This is a genomic window from Pseudonocardia sp. C8, assembly GCF_014267175.1.
Taxonomy (GTDB): Bacteria; Actinomycetota; Actinomycetes; order Mycobacteriales; family Pseudonocardiaceae; genus Pseudonocardia.
The window spans coordinates 298573-313780 of record NZ_JACMTR010000002.1; the positions used below are offsets into that span (position 1 = coordinate 298573).

At 74.2% G+C, this 15208-nt stretch carries 15 protein-coding genes; 9 read left to right on the top strand and 6 right to left on the bottom strand.

What is annotated here, in order from left to right:
- Positions 1 to 4: 4 nt before the first annotated feature.
- The 5 genes from H7X46_RS30480 to H7X46_RS02115 all read right to left on the bottom strand — a co-directional run bounded on the left by H7X46_RS30480 (position 5) and on the right by H7X46_RS02115 (position 4722).
- The gene (locus H7X46_RS30480) at positions 5 to 1300 is read right to left on the bottom strand and encodes a glycosyltransferase (protein WP_186357788.1); all 1296 of its coding nucleotides are present in this window, start codon (positions 1298 to 1300) and stop codon (positions 5 to 7) included.
- Between the two features lie 36 nt (positions 1301 to 1336).
- Positions 1337 to 2278, bottom strand: coding sequence for a hypothetical protein (locus H7X46_RS02100; RefSeq protein WP_255426065.1), 942 nt, complete (start codon positions 2276 to 2278; stop codon positions 1337 to 1339).
- A 13-nt stretch (positions 2279 to 2291) separates the two neighbouring features.
- Complete coding sequence (locus tag H7X46_RS02105) at positions 2292 to 2966, bottom strand: MerR family transcriptional regulator (RefSeq protein WP_186357789.1); 675 nt, start codon at positions 2964 to 2966, stop codon at positions 2292 to 2294.
- A gap of 9 nt (positions 2967 to 2975) precedes the next feature.
- Positions 2976 to 3518, bottom strand: a complete 543-nt coding sequence (locus tag H7X46_RS02110; protein ID WP_186357790.1) for an ATP-dependent Clp protease proteolytic subunit — start codon at positions 3516 to 3518, stop codon at positions 2976 to 2978.
- 157 nt (positions 3519 to 3675) lie between these two features.
- Positions 3676 to 4722, bottom strand: a complete 1047-nt coding sequence (locus tag H7X46_RS02115; protein WP_186357791.1) for a sigma-70 family RNA polymerase sigma factor — start codon at positions 4720 to 4722, stop codon at positions 3676 to 3678.
- A gap of 248 nt (positions 4723 to 4970) precedes the next feature.
- On the opposite strand from H7X46_RS02115, the gene mftR reads away from it, so the two are divergent.
- Positions 4971 to 5609 (top strand): mycofactocin system transcriptional regulator, encoded by a 639-nt coding sequence (mftR, locus tag H7X46_RS02120; protein ID WP_186357792.1) that lies wholly within the window; start codon positions 4971 to 4973, stop codon positions 5607 to 5609.
- 213 nt (positions 5610 to 5822) lie between these two features.
- On the opposite strand, the gene H7X46_RS28975 is transcribed toward mftR, so the two are convergent.
- Complete coding sequence (locus H7X46_RS28975; RefSeq protein WP_222131166.1) at positions 5823 to 6065, bottom strand: hypothetical protein; 243 nt, start codon at positions 6063 to 6065, stop codon at positions 5823 to 5825.
- Between the two features lie 1674 nt (positions 6066 to 7739).
- On the opposite strand from H7X46_RS28975, the gene H7X46_RS02130 reads away from it, so the two are divergent.
- The 8 genes from H7X46_RS02130 to lon all read left to right on the top strand — a co-directional run bounded on the left by H7X46_RS02130 (position 7740) and on the right by lon (position 15052).
- A complete protein-coding gene (locus H7X46_RS02130) occupies positions 7740 to 7943 on the top strand; it encodes a cold-shock protein (protein WP_186357794.1) in 204 nt (67 codons plus the stop codon).
- Positions 7944 to 8303: 360 nt separating this feature from the next.
- Positions 8304 to 8804, top strand: coding sequence for a bifunctional DNA primase/polymerase (locus tag H7X46_RS02135; protein ID WP_186357795.1), 501 nt, complete (start codon positions 8304 to 8306; stop codon positions 8802 to 8804).
- Between the two features lie 208 nt (positions 8805 to 9012).
- A complete protein-coding gene (locus H7X46_RS02140) occupies positions 9013 to 10284 on the top strand; it encodes a DUF445 domain-containing protein (RefSeq protein WP_186362383.1) in 1272 nt (423 codons plus the stop codon).
- 151 nt (positions 10285 to 10435) lie between these two features.
- Positions 10436 to 10912: a helix-turn-helix transcriptional regulator gene (locus H7X46_RS28980; RefSeq protein WP_186357796.1), complete on the top strand. Its 477-nt coding sequence runs from the start codon at positions 10436 to 10438 to the stop codon at positions 10910 to 10912.
- Between the two features lie 5 nt (positions 10913 to 10917).
- Positions 10918 to 11649: a hypothetical protein gene (locus H7X46_RS02150; protein WP_186357797.1), complete on the top strand. Its 732-nt coding sequence runs from the start codon at positions 10918 to 10920 to the stop codon at positions 11647 to 11649.
- 135 nt (positions 11650 to 11784) lie between these two features.
- Positions 11785 to 12093, top strand: a complete 309-nt coding sequence (locus H7X46_RS02155) for a DUF2516 family protein (protein ID WP_186357798.1) — start codon at positions 11785 to 11787, stop codon at positions 12091 to 12093.
- Positions 12087 to 12629, top strand: coding sequence for a YbaK/EbsC family protein (locus tag H7X46_RS02160; RefSeq protein ID WP_186362384.1), 543 nt, complete (start codon positions 12087 to 12089; stop codon positions 12627 to 12629). The genes H7X46_RS02155 and H7X46_RS02160 overlap by 7 nt, the downstream gene beginning before the upstream one ends.
- Before the next feature lie 74 nt (positions 12630 to 12703).
- Positions 12704 to 15052: an endopeptidase La gene (lon, locus tag H7X46_RS02165; RefSeq protein ID WP_222131167.1), complete on the top strand. Its 2349-nt coding sequence runs from the start codon at positions 12704 to 12706 to the stop codon at positions 15050 to 15052.
- The last annotated feature ends 156 nt before the right edge of the window (positions 15053 to 15208 follow it).

A 15208-nucleotide genomic window follows, 5' to 3' on the forward strand; every position in this document is an offset into this window, starting at 1 on the left:
TCCATCAGCGCGTGCCGCGCTCACCGCGATCGGGGACCAGCGCCTCGACCAGGTCGGCGGCCCGCCGCGTCCCGCCCAGCGCGGTGAGCTCGGCGCCCACCCGCCGTGCCGCCGCTCGGAACGACGGGTCGGTCGCGATCCGCCGGTGGGCCGCCCGGATCGTCGCCGGCCGCGGTGTCCCGGTCCGCAGGTTGATCCCCGCGCCGGACCGGGCGACCCGGGAGGCGATCTCGGGTTTGTCCAGGTCACCGCCCGCCACGACCAGCGGGACGCCGTACCGCAGCGCCCGCAGCACACCACCGAACCCGCCATTGGTGATCATCACGGAGGTCCGGGGCAGCAGGTCGTCGTACGGCAGCATCGGGCCGGCCCGGACGTTCGCGGGCAGCGGCCGGGGCAGCGGCGGCGTGCGGTGCCCGGTACCGACGACCACCAGCACGTCCTCGCTGGCCAGCGCCTCGATCGCCGGCAGGATCAGGTCGGACGGGTCGACGATCGCCGTCCCCTGCGTGACGTGGACGACCGGCCGCCGGCTGGTGACGACGTCGTCCCACCAGAACGGCGGCGCCGCCTCCGGCCCCGGGACGCCGGAATCGGTCAGATCACCGGCGTAGCGGATCTCCGGGGGCACCGCGGGCGACCCGTGCAGCGCGGGGCTCCCTGCGGCGATCACCTGCTCGGACGAGTACCACATCGTCGCCGCGGTGTGCCCGTCCGGCCGGAGCCCCGCCTGCGCGCGGGCACGCCGGTAGGCGCGGTTCAGCGGAACGGCGAGGGCGCTCGCGAGCCCGCGAAGCACCGCGTCCCGGGCCCGGCCCGGCAGGCCGCGGCCGGGGTCGAGGCCGAGTCCGGCGGGCGGGCCGCTTGCGGACGGGACCATCACCGGGACCGGCGACAGCCCGGTCCACGGCGACCGCGTGTGCTCCGCGGCGAACCGCGTCCCGAGCGCCATCGGGTCGCCGGCGAGCACGTCCCACGGCCGGCGGGCGTGCGCGGCGAGCAGGTCTCGGCTCTGTGCCGGCGCGGTGGCCACGAACATGTCCTGCAGGTTGATCGCCAGCTGCCGGAACCCCTTGCGGTCGCGCAGCCGCGGGAACGTCGCGACGTAGTTCCGCTCGTCGAAGTCCGGGGCCTCGCGCCACGGGACACCGGTCGCGCCGACGGCGGCGAACGCGTCGACGTAGGCGGAACCGGTGTAGGCGCGGACGTCGTGTCCGCGCCGGACCAGCTCGGCCGCCACCGCCCGCACCGGGAGGATGTGCCCGGCGAACGGCATCGCGGTCAGCATGATCGAGGCCACGGCGCCCAGCCTGGCATGCCGGCCGGGCCCGGACGGTCAGCCTGCGGGGGTCAGCTCGCGGGTGCGGCGCACGGACAGCACCGCTCCGCCGGCGACGACCACGACCAGCGCGCCGAACGCCGCGGCCGTCCACGGGTCCGGGGCGAGCAGCGGCTGCCCTCGCAGCGCCTGCCAGGTGACCAGCGCGAGCAGGCCCGCGTAGCCGGTCACGGCCGTCGCGACGAGATCCCGGCGGACCCGCGGGTCCCGGAGCACCGCGACCCGCGCAGCCGCCAGCTCCAGCGCCACGAGCAGCAGCGGCAGGAGCTGCAGTGCGTGCATGCCGACGAAGTGCGGGACCCGCAGATCCCCGGCGACCGTGCTCCAGCCGACGACGGGCAGGCCGGGGCCACCGTCCGGCAGGCCGACCGTGTGGGCGCCCGCGATGCCCCGGAAGTCGGCGAGCTGCTCGGAGGTGGGGCTCGTCATCAGGAAGCCCAGCGCCATCCCGGCGAGCGCGAGCACGGCACCGGCCCGGATCGCGAGCGACCGGGCCGGGTCGAGGCCGCGCACGGCGAACAGCGCCCCGGACAGCCACAGGGTGCCGAGCCAGGCCGCCACGATGGACACGCCCATGACCGTCCACAGCGCCGCGTCCAGGGCGGTGGTCACGTTGTAGTGGCTGGTGGTGCCGCGCCCGGCCTGGACGGCGATCACCACCATCTCGATCGCGAGCATCACCGCCGCCAGGGTGCCGGCCAGGTGGACGCCGCGGATCCGGCCACGCCGCGCCCGGACCTGCGCGTACAGCCAGGCCCAGCTGATGCAGAAGATCGCGATCGAGACGGCGAACTTCGTCGGCTTCATCCACAGCGGGGCGCCGAGCAGGGTGCGGGGGTCGGCCAGGATTCCGATCACGCCGATCGGGACGAGCGCGGCGCACGTCGCGCCGACGAGCATCAGCGGGCGGTGCCAGGCGACGGCGTCACGCATCCTCATGCGGATACTGTAGCTATCCGATAGTGCTGCTGTCCATAGTTTCGCCGTCCGCTCGTGCGCACTCCGGCCGGAACCGGGCTGCGGAGTGGCTCTCCTGCGCGATCCGGCGCAGCGCGGCCAGCAGGGCGTCACCGAGCACCGTCCCGATCAGGGCGGTCTCGGCGGCACCCTCGCGGTCGTCGCCGTGTGCGATCGCCCGCAGGTCTCCCTCGGCGGCCCGGTCCGCGGCCTCCGCCCACAGTCGCAGCGTGTCGTCCCCGGGGGCCTGGCCGAGCTCGTGCAGGCGGGCCAGCACAGAGCGGGCACCGGCCAGCGCGGGCGCCCGCTCCGAGACGTGCCAGCCGGCGTGCGCGGTCATCACCCGGACGTCGGCCTCGGCGGCGTCGGCGAACGCGCCGGCCTCATCGCCGCCGGTGCCGGTGATCGCGTAGACGGTGCGGCCGAGGACCTCGTGCATCCCCGTGGCCGGGTCGTCGACGGCGCCGAGCACGTCCTTGACGGTGGCGATCGGGAGCCCCCCGACCTCGACGAGCGCACGGATCAGCCGGAGCCGCCGCAGGTGGGACTCGTCGTAGCGGGCCTGGTTGGGCGACGTCGACGCCCCGCGGTGCAGGAGCCCCTCCCGGAGGTAGTACTTGATCGTCGCCACGGGGACGCCGGACGACCGGGACAGCTCGGACACGCGCACGTGGAGAGTCTAGCTATCCACTCCGCGCACGTGGTCGACCACGCCGAGCCGCACGGCATCGCCGGCCGACAGCCAGCGGTGGCGCGCCTCGTCCGGCAGCGGCGCGCCGCAGTACCGGCCCATGAGCGTGTCGATCTCGTCCCGGCGGCTGCTCAGGTGGTCGGCGCGGACCCGCACGTCACCGGGATGGGACCCGCGGACCTGGCCGTCGGTCGAGGGGAGCAGCGCCGCGTGCGGCAGGGCGAACCGCTTCCCCGAGGTGCCGGACGCGACCAGGAACGGCACCGGCCCGGCCAGCGACCCCGCCGCGACGGTGACGACGTCGACGCCCAGCGCACGCATCGTGTCGTGCACGGCCATCGCCGCCACCGGGGAGCCACCGGGGGAGAGCACCTGCAGGGTCACGTCGCGGTGCGGGTCCTCGGCGGCGAGCAGGAGCAGGCGGGCACAGGTCTCGGCGGCCACGTCGTCGTCCAGCTCCCGGGCGAGCAGCACGATCCGCTCACCGAGGAGCCGGTCGGCGAGTGCGGGTGCAGTGGACAGGACCGGCATCGGGGACCTCCGTTCTCGGGTTCTCCACGCCGACGCTAGAACGGGGCCCTCCCTCCCACCTGCAATTATGCCGTCGGCGGACCGGGTTCACCGCCGGTGAACGACCGCCGTGCGCCCTGCCGGGGCACCGCCCGGCAGTGGGCCGGTAGCCGGCCGCTCACCCGGCCTTCGGCTCCCACAGCTCCGGCTTCTCCGACAGCCTCAGCGGCAGCCCGAAGTACTCGAACAGGTCCGTGTTCAGGAAGATGCTCAGCCCGGTGACCTGCCCGTCCTCGATCCGGAGCGCGTGGATCCCCCAGGCCTCGAACTCGCCGTCCGGCCCCGACGGCTTCCACTGCGCGAACCCGACCGTCCCGTTGATCTCCACCGGGACGACCCGGGAGCCGCGGCAGGCCTGGCCCGGACCCATGGCCATCCAGGCGATGACGTCGTCGCGCCCGCGGAACCACAGCTCGAGCGGCGGCATGTTCTGCTCGACGTCCTCGTGCAGCAGCGCGGTCAGCGCCTCCATGTCGAACGCCTCGAACGCGGCCATGTACCGCATCAGCAGCTCGGTCTGCGCGGGGTCCATCTCCGGTGTCGTACCGGGGGCGGTCTCGGAGATGCCCTGCTCGTGGAGGGTGGCGCGGGCCCGCTGCAGCGCACTGTTCACCGATGCCACCGTGGTGCCGAGCAGCTCCGCGACCTCCGCGGCCTTCCAGCACAGGACCTCACGCAGGATCAGCACCGCCCGCTGGCGGGCCGGCAGGTGCTGCAGGGCGGCGATGAACGCGAGCCGGATCGTCTCCTTGGCGATCGCCTTGTCCGCCGGGTCGCCGGCCGGGGTGGAGACCCGTGCGTCCGGCATCGGCTCCAGCCACTCGGCGTCGGGCAGCGGCTCGCGCAGCGACTCCGCCACCGGGGCTCCCGGGCCGCCGAGGTCCATCGGTACCGCGCGGCGCTTGCGCCCGTTGAGCGCGTCGATGCAGACGTTCGTGGCGATCCGGTAGAGCCACGACCGCAGCGAGGAACGGCCGTCGAACTTCGCGACGCCCTTCCACGCGCGGATCATGGTGTCCTGCACCGCGTCCTCGGCCTCGAAGGCCGAGCCGAGCATCCGGTAGCAGTAGCCGGTCAGCTCGCGGCGGTAGTCCTCGATCCGGAGATCCAGCGGGCGGTCGTCCGCCTCGTCGACACCGGCACCGGTACGGACAGGTGCACTCATTCTGTTCCCCCTCGCGACGACCCCTGTTCGGGTGACCCGGGCGGGTCCCGGTTCGTCTCTGGGCGAGTGTGCCGTGCACCACCGACAATTTGGAGCGCTTTCCTGCGAGCGGCTCGCCCGCCGGGACGACGGACCGTGGTCCCGGCCGCGCGGGGCGGTGCCGTGGAATGATCGGGGCAGGGTGCCCGCACGGCCTCCCGGCGCACCCGGACTGCTCGAGCGGGGCCGGAATGCGCGGAGACGCGACGATGTCGGCGACGGCCCGGAACCACACGGACGACCTCGACCGGACGCCGGGGGAGCGCCGGGCGGGCCGGCGGCCGGTGACGTCCCGGTCCGAGATCGAGCACATCGCGCTGGACATGTTCAGCGAGCAGGGCTTCGACCACACGACCGTCGACGACGTCGCGCACGCCGCCGGGATCGGCCGCCGCACCTTCTTCCGCTACTACGCCTCGAAGAACGACGTCGCCTGGGGCGCCTTCGACGAGCAGCTGGTCCGGATGCGTGCGGTGCTGGCCGCCCAGCCCACCGAGCTGCCGGTCCTCGAGTGCGTCCGGCGGGCGGTGCTCGAGTTCAACCACGTGGAACCGGACGAGCAGCCCTGGCACCGGCGCCGCCTGCGGCTGATCCTGCAGACCCCGGCGCTGCAGGCCCATTCCACGCTCCGGTACGCGGCGTGGCGGGAGGTCGTCGCGGACTTCGTCGCCGAGCGGCGCGGCGAACCGGCCTCGGAGCTGGTGCCGCAGAGCATCGGTCACGCCTGCCTGGGAGTCTGTCTCGCGGCCTACGAGCGGTGGCTGGCCGATGAGAGCCTGGAGCTCACCGACCTGCTCGACAGCGTCTTCCGCTCCCTCGAGAAGGGCTGGGCCGCGGAGCTGGCTTGAGTGGGCCGCTGCGGCCGCTGCTCACCTCGGCAACCCCGACGGCGTCCGGAACGCTCACGGAACCGGGCGACGCTCGCCGGATCGCGTGAGCAACGCCGGGATCCGTGAGCGTTTCCGTGGTCGGGGCGGCTGCCGTGGCCGGGTGCGGCGCGGAGGTGGTGCGGCGGGTGCGGCGGCGCCCCGGAAGGGAGCGCCGCCGCGGTGGGACCGGAGTCAGCGGGTGATGCCGAACATCCGCTCCCAGAGACTCGGCTGGGCCGGGGCGTCCTGGTCCTGATCGGCCGGGGTGGCCACCCGGCCCGAAGCGGCGGGCGCGGCGGGCGCGGTGGAGACGGTCGCCGTCGCGGTGCCCGGAACCTGCGGCACACCCGGCGCTGCAGGCACGCCGGGTGCCGCGGGGGTCGCCGGAACGCCGGGCACGGCCGGGGCCTGCGGAACGGCCGGGGTCTGCGGCACCGCCGGAGCCTGTGGCATCGACGGGGCCGCAGGAGCCGCGGGCACCGCCGGAACCTGCGGCGCTGCCGGGACCTGCGGTACCGCCGGGGTCTGCGGCGCACCCGGGATCGCCGGTGTCTGGGGCGTGGCCGGGACTGCCGGAACCTGCGGGGCTGCCGGGACCGCCGGTGCCTGCGGCACGCCCGGAGCGGCCGGCGCCCCCGGAACCGCCGGTGCCTGCGGTGCCCCCGGAACGGCCGGTGCCCCCGGAACGGCCGGTGCACCCGGGACAGGCGGTTCGGGCGCCGACCCGCCCCCGGCCCCGGCCGGTGTCTCCTGGACCGCGACGGTGGCCGGGGTGCCCGGAGCCGCGGCGCCCGGAACGGTCCCGGCGACCGGAAGGCCAGGCGCCGCAGGGGTGGCGGGTACTGCCGGGGCCGTGGGTGCTCCCGGTGCGGTCGGGGCCGTCGGCGTCACCGCCACGCCCGGTGCGGCGGTGTCGGGGACGGCGGTGGTACCGGGGGCCGCCGGCGCGGCCGCAGCGGCCGGGGCGGCCGGCTGTCCCGGCCCGGCCGGCGCCTGCGGAGCGGCCGGCACGCCCGGAGCCGCAGGCACGCCCGGGGAAGCGGGGACCCCCGCGGCGGCCGGCACACCCGGCGCTCCCGGGGCGCTCGGGGAGGCAGGGACCTCCGCGGCGGCCGGCACGCCCGGTGCGGCGGGAACGCCGGGGGCGGCCGGTACGCCGGGGGCAGCGGGAACGCCGGGGGCGGCCGGTACGCCGGGCGCGGCGGGAACACCCGGTGCAGCCGGAACGCCGGGAGCGGCAGGAACGGCGGCCGGGTCGCCCAGGTCGTCGAGATCGGACGGATCGTCGACCGACCCGCCGAACAGGGTGTCGAGCAGCCGGTCAAGCGGACCGTCGACCGGGGAGGCCGGGGAGGCCGGGGAGGCCGGGGAGGCCGGTGAGACCGGGGAGACCGGGAAGGCCGGCGACTGGGCGACGGCGGCGGCCGGGGAGGCGGAGGCACGCGCGGGCTCGGCCGCGCCGGCCACGCCGGCCCCGCACACACCGAGGGTGCCGATCATGAGGGTCAGGGCGACGGAAGTGGTGACTCGGGATCGCACGGATCTCTCCAGTGGGCGGTGCTGCACGAAGTGACTGACGGCGCAGAGCTTGCGATCACCGCCGGTGCGCCACCAGTGACCCGATCGTGGTCACACCCGCCACGACGGCCCCACCGGTCACGCAGTGATCGGAACGGGCCCGCGGCCACCCGGAACGGGCGACCCCGTCCGGGGTACGCGGACCGCCGTCACCGGCACCGGAGCCCTCCCGCCACCCGACCCGGCGACACCGCGGCGCAATCGCTCACCCGTCGGCGTGGAAACGGCGTGTCGTTCACCCGTCGGTGCAGCCCGTGACCGGCCGTACCCGGAATCCGGCGCCGGTGTGACGGTTCGTGATCGCCGGGCCGGTGTGGGCGGACGTCGAGCGACACGTCACGAGGGTTCGGCGCCGCCGACGAGCCGTGGTAGCGTCCGCGGTGGTTGCAGTCGTTCTTCTCTCGATCGCCGTGAAGCGTCCGTGTGAAGTTGTGACGGTGGGCTTCGACGGTGTCATGACCCGTAGCTCGCGCGACCGCCGGCTCTTGCTGTGAGAGCCGGGACCGTTCCATCTGAGAAGGACACAGTTTTATGCCGCAGGGCACCGTCAAGTGGTTCAACGCCGAGAAGGGCTTCGGCTTCATCGCCACCGACGACGAGGGACCGGACGTGTTCGTCCACTACTCCGCGATCGAGGCCAACGGGTTCCGCACCCTGGAGGAGAACCAGCGGGTCGACTTCCAGGCCAGCCAGGGCAAGAAGGGACCGCAGGCCGACACGGTCCGCGTGATCTGACTTCCCGCGGGGCACCGCCCCGCGCGTGACGAACCGGCGCCGGCACTCCTTCCGGGGAGTGCCGGCGCCGTCGTCTGTCCGCTCCCGCCGCCCAGGAGCAGCGCCTGCCGAACGGTGCGACGACCGGCGGCGCGCCCGGAGCGCCGCAGGTTGCCACCGGTCACCTGACCGCTCCGCCCGGTCATCGGCCGTTCACCGGCGGGCCGGGACGCCGTACGGTCGGTCGCTCCCGCTCGTCTCCCCGCCGGGTGTCCTCGGCGCGTGTCGCTCGCGAACCGTGATCGGTTCCCGCATCCTGGTGTTGCACTTCACATCGGGCACCACGGTGGTGCCCGAGCGAGCGAAGGGAAGTGGATCCCGATGTCCTGGTGGGACAGCTACCGAGCCGTCTACGGCGCGGAGCTGCGGGCGGCCGCCCGTGAGTACGCCGACCACGGATGGCCCCTCGTGCCGGGCCCCGGGGCCGACGTGCTCCTGGCAACCGGCGACGTGCTCGACGTCGTCGAGGTGCCGGCCGCGATCGGCCGCCAGGTCTGCCGGACGCTGCGCGAGGCCGGCGAGGTCGTCCCGGTGGCGGCCACGCCGCAGGGCACCTGGTGGTTCCCGATGACGCCGCGGCACGCCCTGCCCGCCGAGCTCAGCCTGCACACCGACGTCGTGCTGCACACCGACGGCATCGGGGTCGTCGCGCCGCCGACCGAGCTCCCCGACGGCTGGGTGCAGTGGCGGGTCGCGCCGGCCCGCGTCGGCTACCGGGTTCCCGAGGCGTCCGTCGTCGTCGAGGCGGTCAGCGACGCCGTCCGGAACCGGAACGCGACTCCCGAGGTGCCGGTCGACGAGGTCGCCGCCCTGCGGCGCTGACCGCACCTCCGCGCGGCCCGGCCAGGCGCCGGCCGGGCCGCGCGTCCCGCACCCTCCGGGTTCGTCCGGAGATCGCCCCCGGTGCGCCCCCGGGTTCGTCGTCGGTCGCGCGAGGCACTATGGAGCCGTGCAGACCTCCCGCGCGCCGGAGCGCCCGGCACCGACCCCGAGGCGGGACCGCGCCGTCGGACCCGCCCAGGCCGTCCCGATGACGCCGCTCGGGGGCTTCGGCCCCGGCGACGAGCAGAAGCGCCGCGACCTGCGGCGGATGAAGGTCGTCGCGACCGGCTTCCTGATCGCCGCCACGGTCGTCTTCTTCGTCGCGAAGTACCTGGAGGACGTCCAGGGCCTGGCCTGGGCCTCGTACCTCCGGGCCAGCGCCGAGGCGGGCATGGTCGGCGCGCTGGCGGACTGGTTCGCCGTCACCGCGCTGTTCCGGCATCCGCTGCGGCTGCCGATCCCGCACACCGCGATCATCCCGCGCAAGAAGGACATGATCGGCAACAGCCTCGGCGACTTCGTCGGCGAGAACTTCCTGTCCGAGTCCGTCGTCCGGGACAAGCTGGAACGGGTCGGGGTCAGCGAGCAGGTCGGCCACTGGATCAGGCAGCAGGACAACGCCGACCGGGTCACCACCGAGCTCGTCACGGCGGCGCGGGCCGTCGTGACGGTGCTGCGCGACGAGGACGTGCAGAACGTCATCGAGACCGTGGCCGTCCGGAAGCTGCTGGAGATCCCGGTCGGCCCGCCCATGGGCAAGGCACTCGAGGGCGTGCTCGCCGACGGCGCGCACCGCCGCCTCGTCGACCTGGTGTGCGACCGCGCCTACGACTGGGTCGCCGACAACCAGGAGATGGTGCTGCGCGTGGTGCACGAGCGGGCTCCGGCCTGGACGCCGCGGTTCGTCGACGACATGGTCGCCGACAAGCTCTTCGCCGAGATCCGCGGCTACGCCTGGGCGGTCAAGACCGACCCGGAACACCCGCTGCGGCACGCCGTCGACCGCTACCTGTCCGAGTTCGCGAAGGACCTGCAGTACGACCCGACGACGATGGATCGGGCCGAGCAGGTCAAGCGCCAGGTCATCGAGCATCCCGAGGTCCAGCACTTCATCGGGCGGGCCTGGACCGTCGTGAAGGGCATGGTGCTCGATGCCGCCGACGACCCCTCCAACGAGCTGCGCCTGCGGGTGCGGGACGCGTTGATGGGGTTCGGCGCGCGGCTCGACCGGGACCGCGAGCTCGCCGCCAAGCTGGACGGCTGGATGGCCGACGCCGCGTGCTACGTCGTCCGGCACTACCGGCACCAGATCACCACCCTCATCACGGACACGGTCGCCCGGTGGGACGCGGAGGAGACCTCCCGCAAGATCGAGCTGCAGGTCGGCCGGGACCTGCAGTGGATCCGGATCAACGGCACCGTCGTCGGCGCGCTCGCCGGCCTGGTGATCCACGCCGTCGGCGAGCTGCTGGTGGGATGACCGCGGCCCGCACGGTCTTCGTCACCTGCTCGCCACCACCCGGTCACGAACGTGGCACACGCCACGTGACCAGCGCTAGCAGTCCGCTTGCAACAGTTAGCGCCCCCGCGTAGGGTCGGAGACACGCGATGAGGAACGGAGGTGCGGCGGAGTGACCACCGAGCCGGAACCCGGAGACGGTGCGGCCCGGTCCGCCGAACCCGCCGAGCGAGTCGGGCACGTGGGTCAGGTCGTCGGCCAGGCCCAGCAGGCCGTCGGGCACGCGGTGGACGACATCGGGTCGTACATCCGCGCCCAGCGGGAGGCCGCCCAGGTCTCCATGCGGCAGCTGGCCCGGTCGGCAGGCGTGAGCAACCCCTACCTGAGCCAGGTCGAGCGGGGGCTGCGCAAGCCGTCCGCGGAGATCCTGCAGCAGATCGCCAAGGGTCTGCGGATCTCGGCCGAGGCGCTGTACGTCCGGGCCGGGATCCTCGAGGAGCGTCCCGCCGGGAAGGTGACCGACGCGGTGCTCACCGACCCGACCCTCAACGAGCGGCAGAAGCGCGTGCTGCTCGACGTGTACGAGTCGTTCCGCAGGGAGAACGGCCTCCCCGACAGCACCGAGACACCGAACGAGACGAGGAAGTGATCACCATGGCCGTGAACCTCCCGACCAGTGCCGACGTGAAGAAGCTGCGCGAGCAGACCGCCGAGCAGGCCGAGGTCGTCCGTACCCCGCTGCTCGCCGTCCTCGGCGCGGGCGACTTCGCCTACAGCACCGTGACCAAGGCCGTCACCGACGCCCGCACCACCGCGACCAAGCGCGTCGAGGGCGTCCAGTCCCGCGTGTCCGAGTTCCCGGAGGAGCTCAAGGAGCTGCGCGGCAAGCTGTCCTCGGACAACCTGCGCAAGCAGGTCGAGGAGTTCCGCTCCGAGGTCGAGGGCGTCTACGTCGGCTTCGCCCAGCGCGGGGAGAAGGCCTGGGGCCGGATCCGCAAGCAGCCGCAGGTCAAGCAGGCCATCGCGACCGTCGAGGACCTGACCGAGAAGTTCGACGCCCGCGTCGACGGCTTCGTCGACGAGACCCACGAGGCCGCGACCAAGGCGCTCGACACGGTCACCACCCAGACCCGGTCGGTCGGCGAGAAGGTCGCCCGCCGCACCCAGTCGGCCGCCGGCCAGGCCGCCGAGGCCGTGACCGAGGCCTCGCAGGACGCCGCGAGCGCGATCGAGGACGCGGGCGACGAGGTCGCCGGCACCACCCGGTCGACCACCCGCAAGGCGGCCGCGAAGACCGACCCGAAGACCACCACCGGTGCCAAGACGACGGCGGCCCGCAAGCCGGCCACCCGTCGCACCAGCACCACCACCGCCAGCAAGAAGTGAACCTCCCCGGGCGCACCGCCCGGTGAGTCACCGCACGACGCCCCGCCGGTCCGGACGACCGGCGGGGCGCTCGTCGTGGGCCCGGATCACCGGAGCCCCCGTGACCGGTGCCCGGTCTCCCCGTACCCTGGCCTCGTGGAACTGCTGTACGTCCTCGACCAGTGGATCGTCTTCGGGTTGAAGATCCTCGCGCTGCCGGTGGGCGGCTACGCGTTCCTGCACGCACTCCGCCAGCGCGCCGACGCCTTCACCGCGGCCGGGAAGCTGACCAAGAACGCCTGGCTGGGCATCACCGGCGTCGGCCTGCTCCTGCTGATCCTCACCGGCGGCCCGATGTACGGCGGCGCCATGTTCTGGCTGGCCGCGATGGTCGCCGTGCTCGTCTACCTCGTCGACGTGAAGCCCGCGGTGGTGGAGGTCCAGGGCGGAGGTACGCGCTGGTGAGCTGGCCGGTCCTGGGAACCCTGCACGCCGTCCCCGCACTCGACCGGCCCGACCTGCTCGCCGAGCCGGTCGCGATCGCGCTCAAGGAGCTGGCCGCCGACCGGGTCGGCGTCGCCGAGATCGATCCCGGGCTGGCCGACACGGCCGCGTTCTGCGAGGCGTACGGCTCGCCCCTGGAGAAATCCGCGAACTGCGTCGTGGTCTCCGGCAAGCGGGCCGGTGAGGTCCGGTACGCCGCGTGCCTCGTCCTCGCCACCACCCGCGCCGACGTCAACGGCACCGTCAAGCGCCGGCTCGACGTCCGCAAGGCCTCGTTCGCACCGATGGACGACGCCGTGGCCCGCACCGGCATGGCCTACGGCGGCATCACCCCGATCGGCCTGCCCGCGGACTGGCCGCTGTGGATCGCGCCCGGGGTCGTGGACGCCGGCGACGTCGTCATCGGCAGCGGGACCCGGAACGGCAAGCTCGCCGTCCCGGCCGACCTGCTCACCGCGCTCCCGAACGCGTCCGTGGTGGACGACCTCGTCCGCTGAGCGCGGCTGTTCGCCCTGAGCGGACACGACTCAACTTCCGGAAGCCCGGGCGGCTCAGCACCGTTGCAGCGGGCATGACTGATGTGCTGACGCTCCCCGTGCTGCCCCTCGACGACACCGTCGTGCTGCCCGGGATGGTGGTCCCGGTCCGGCTGGACGCCCCCGACACCCGGGCCGCGATCGACGCCGCGAGCGCGGCGGCCGATCGGGAACCGGGGAACGGGGACGACGACATCGGGAGGCGGGTGCTCGTCGTGCCCCGCCTCGACGGACGGTACGGCGCGATCGGCGTGGTCGCCGTCCTGGAGCAGATCGGCCGGCTGCCGAACGGCGACCGGGCCGCGGTGGTGCGCGGCGAACGTCGCGCCCGGATCGGCAGCGGGGTCTCCGGGCCCGGTGCCGCCCTGTGGGTGGCGGCCGAACCCGTGGCCGAGTCCGAGCCGAGCGGCCGGACCCGGGAGCTGGCCGCCGAGTACAAGGCCCTGGTCATCGGCATCCTGCAGCAGCGCGGTGCCTGGCAGGTCATCGACTCGGTGCAGCAGACGACCGACCCCGGCCAGCTGGCCGACCTCGCCGGCTGGGCGTCCTGGCTGGACGTCGCGCACAAGGCCGAGCTGCTCGCCGAGACCGACGTGACCGCGCGCCTGGAGAAGCTCCTGGAGTGGACGAAGGCGCACGTGGCCGAGCAGGAGGTCTCCGAGAAGATCGCCGAGGACGTCCGCGAGGGCATGGAACGCCAGCAGCGGGAGTTCCTGCTGCGCCAGCAGCTCGCCGCGATCCGCAAGGAGCTCGGCGAGGACGACCCCGATGGTTCGGACGACTACCGGGGGAAGATCGAGTCCGCGGACCTGCCGGACCACGTCCGCAAGGCGGCGCTGGCGGAGGTCGGCAAGCTCGAGCGGGCCTCCGACCAGAGCCCCGAGTCCGGGTGGATCCGGACCTGGCTGGACACGATCCTCGACATCCCGTGGACGACCACGACCGACGACTCCGACGACCTCGTCGAGGCCCGCCGGATCCTCGACGCCGACCACGCCGGACTCGACGACGTCAAGGAACGGCTGATCGAGTTCCTGGCCGTCCGGGCCCGGCGCCACCGCAAGGGCCTGGACACCGTCGGTGGCCGCGGGTCCGGTGCCGTGCTGTCCCTGGTCGGGCCGCCCGGCGTCGGCAAGACCTCGCTGGGCGAGTCGGTGGCCCGCGCGCTGGGCCGGAACTTCGTCCGGGTGGCGCTCGGCGGCGTCCGGGACGAGGCCGAGATCCGCGGCCACCGGCGCACCTACGTCGGCGCGCTGCCCGGCCGCATCGTGCGCGCGATCCGGGAGGCCGGGTCGATGAACCCGGTCGTGCTGCTCGACGAGATCGACAAGGTGGGGGCGGACTTCCGTGGTGACCCGACCGCCGCACTGCTGGAGGTCCTCGACCCGGCGCAGAACCACACGTTCCGTGACCACTACCTGGAGGTCGACCTCGACCTGTCGAACGTGCTGTTCCTGGCGACGGCGAACGACGGCTCCGCCATCCCCGGACCGCTCGCGGACCGGATGGAGGTCGTGACGCTCGACGGCTACACCGAGCCGGAGAAGGTCGCGATCGCCCGGGACCACCTGCTGCCGCGGCAGATCGAGAAGGCCGGCCTGGACGCCGGTGACGTCGAGTTCACCGACGTCGCGCTGTCGATGATCGCCGCCGAGTACACCCGCGAGGCCGGGGTGCGCCAGCTCGAACGCGGGCTGGCGAAGGTGCTGCGGAAGGTCGCGGTGAAGCTCGACGGTGCCGAGGAGGAGCGCCCGGTCCACGTCGACGCCGACGCGCTCGTCACCTACCTGGGCCGGCCGCGGTTCACGCCGGAGTCCGCCGAGCGGACCTCGGTGCCGGGCGTCGCGACCGGGCTGGCCGTCACCGGCACCGGCGGGGACGTGCTGTTCATCGAGGCCACCGCGATGGACGGCGATCCCGGCCTGCAGATCACCGGGCAGCTGGGCGAGGTGATGACCGAGTCGGTCTCGATCGCGCTGAGCTACCTGCGGTCGCGCGGGTGGGCGGGTGATCTCGCGTCGCGGAAGGTGCACGTGCACGTCCCGGCCGGGGCGGTCCCGAAGGACGGGCCGAGCGCCGGCGTCACGATGACGACCGCGCTCGCGTCGCTCGCCTCCGGGCGCCCGGTCCGCGGCACCGTGGGGATGACCGGCGAGGTCACCCTGCAGGGCAAGGTGCTGCCGATCGGCGGGGTCAAGCAGAAGCTGCTCGCCGCGCACCGGGCCGGGCTGACCGACGTGATCATCCCGAAGCGCAACGAGCCCGACCTGGACGACGTCCCCGAGTCGGTGCGCGCCGAGCTGCGGGTGCACCCGGTCGCCGACGTCGCCGAGGTCCTCGAGATCGCCCTGGAGCCGGTCGAGGAGCACTCGGCCGCAGCCTGACCGGTACGCCGGGCGTCCGCGCGGCGCGCCGGTGCGCAGAGCGCCCGCCCCGCACGACGTGGGGCGGGCGCTCCGTCGTATCCGGGTCCGTCGCGCCGCACCGCCCCCGTTGCGCCGCCCCGTCCCGCCCCACTGCCTCGTCCGCCGCCGCGGGAT

Excerpts from the sequence above, each read along its gene's own strand:
- lon (WP_222131167.1), top strand. The coding sequence starts at position 12,704 with ATGACTGATGTGCTGACGCTCCCCGTGCTGCCCCTCGACGACACCGTC.
- H7X46_RS02115 (WP_186357791.1), bottom strand. The coding sequence starts at position 4,722 with ATGAGTGCACCTGTCCGTACCGGTGCCGGTGTCGACGAGGCGGACGAC.
- H7X46_RS02150 (WP_186357797.1), top strand. The coding sequence starts at position 10,918 with ATGGCCGTGAACCTCCCGACCAGTGCCGACGTGAAGAAGCTGCGCGAG.
- H7X46_RS02140 (WP_186362383.1), top strand. The coding sequence starts at position 9,013 with ATGACGCCGCTCGGGGGCTTCGGCCCCGGCGACGAGCAGAAGCGCCGC.
- H7X46_RS02100 (WP_255426065.1), bottom strand. The coding sequence starts at position 2,278 with ATGAGGATGCGTGACGCCGTCGCCTGGCACCGCCCGCTGATGCTCGTC.
- mftR (WP_186357792.1), top strand. The coding sequence starts at position 4,971 with ATGTCGGCGACGGCCCGGAACCACACGGACGACCTCGACCGGACGCCG.
- H7X46_RS02135 (WP_186357795.1), top strand. The coding sequence starts at position 8,304 with ATGTCCTGGTGGGACAGCTACCGAGCCGTCTACGGCGCGGAGCTGCGG.
- H7X46_RS02130 (WP_186357794.1), top strand. The coding sequence starts at position 7,740 with ATGCCGCAGGGCACCGTCAAGTGGTTCAACGCCGAGAAGGGCTTCGGC.
- H7X46_RS02110 (WP_186357790.1), bottom strand. The coding sequence starts at position 3,518 with ATGCCGGTCCTGTCCACTGCACCCGCACTCGCCGACCGGCTCCTCGGT.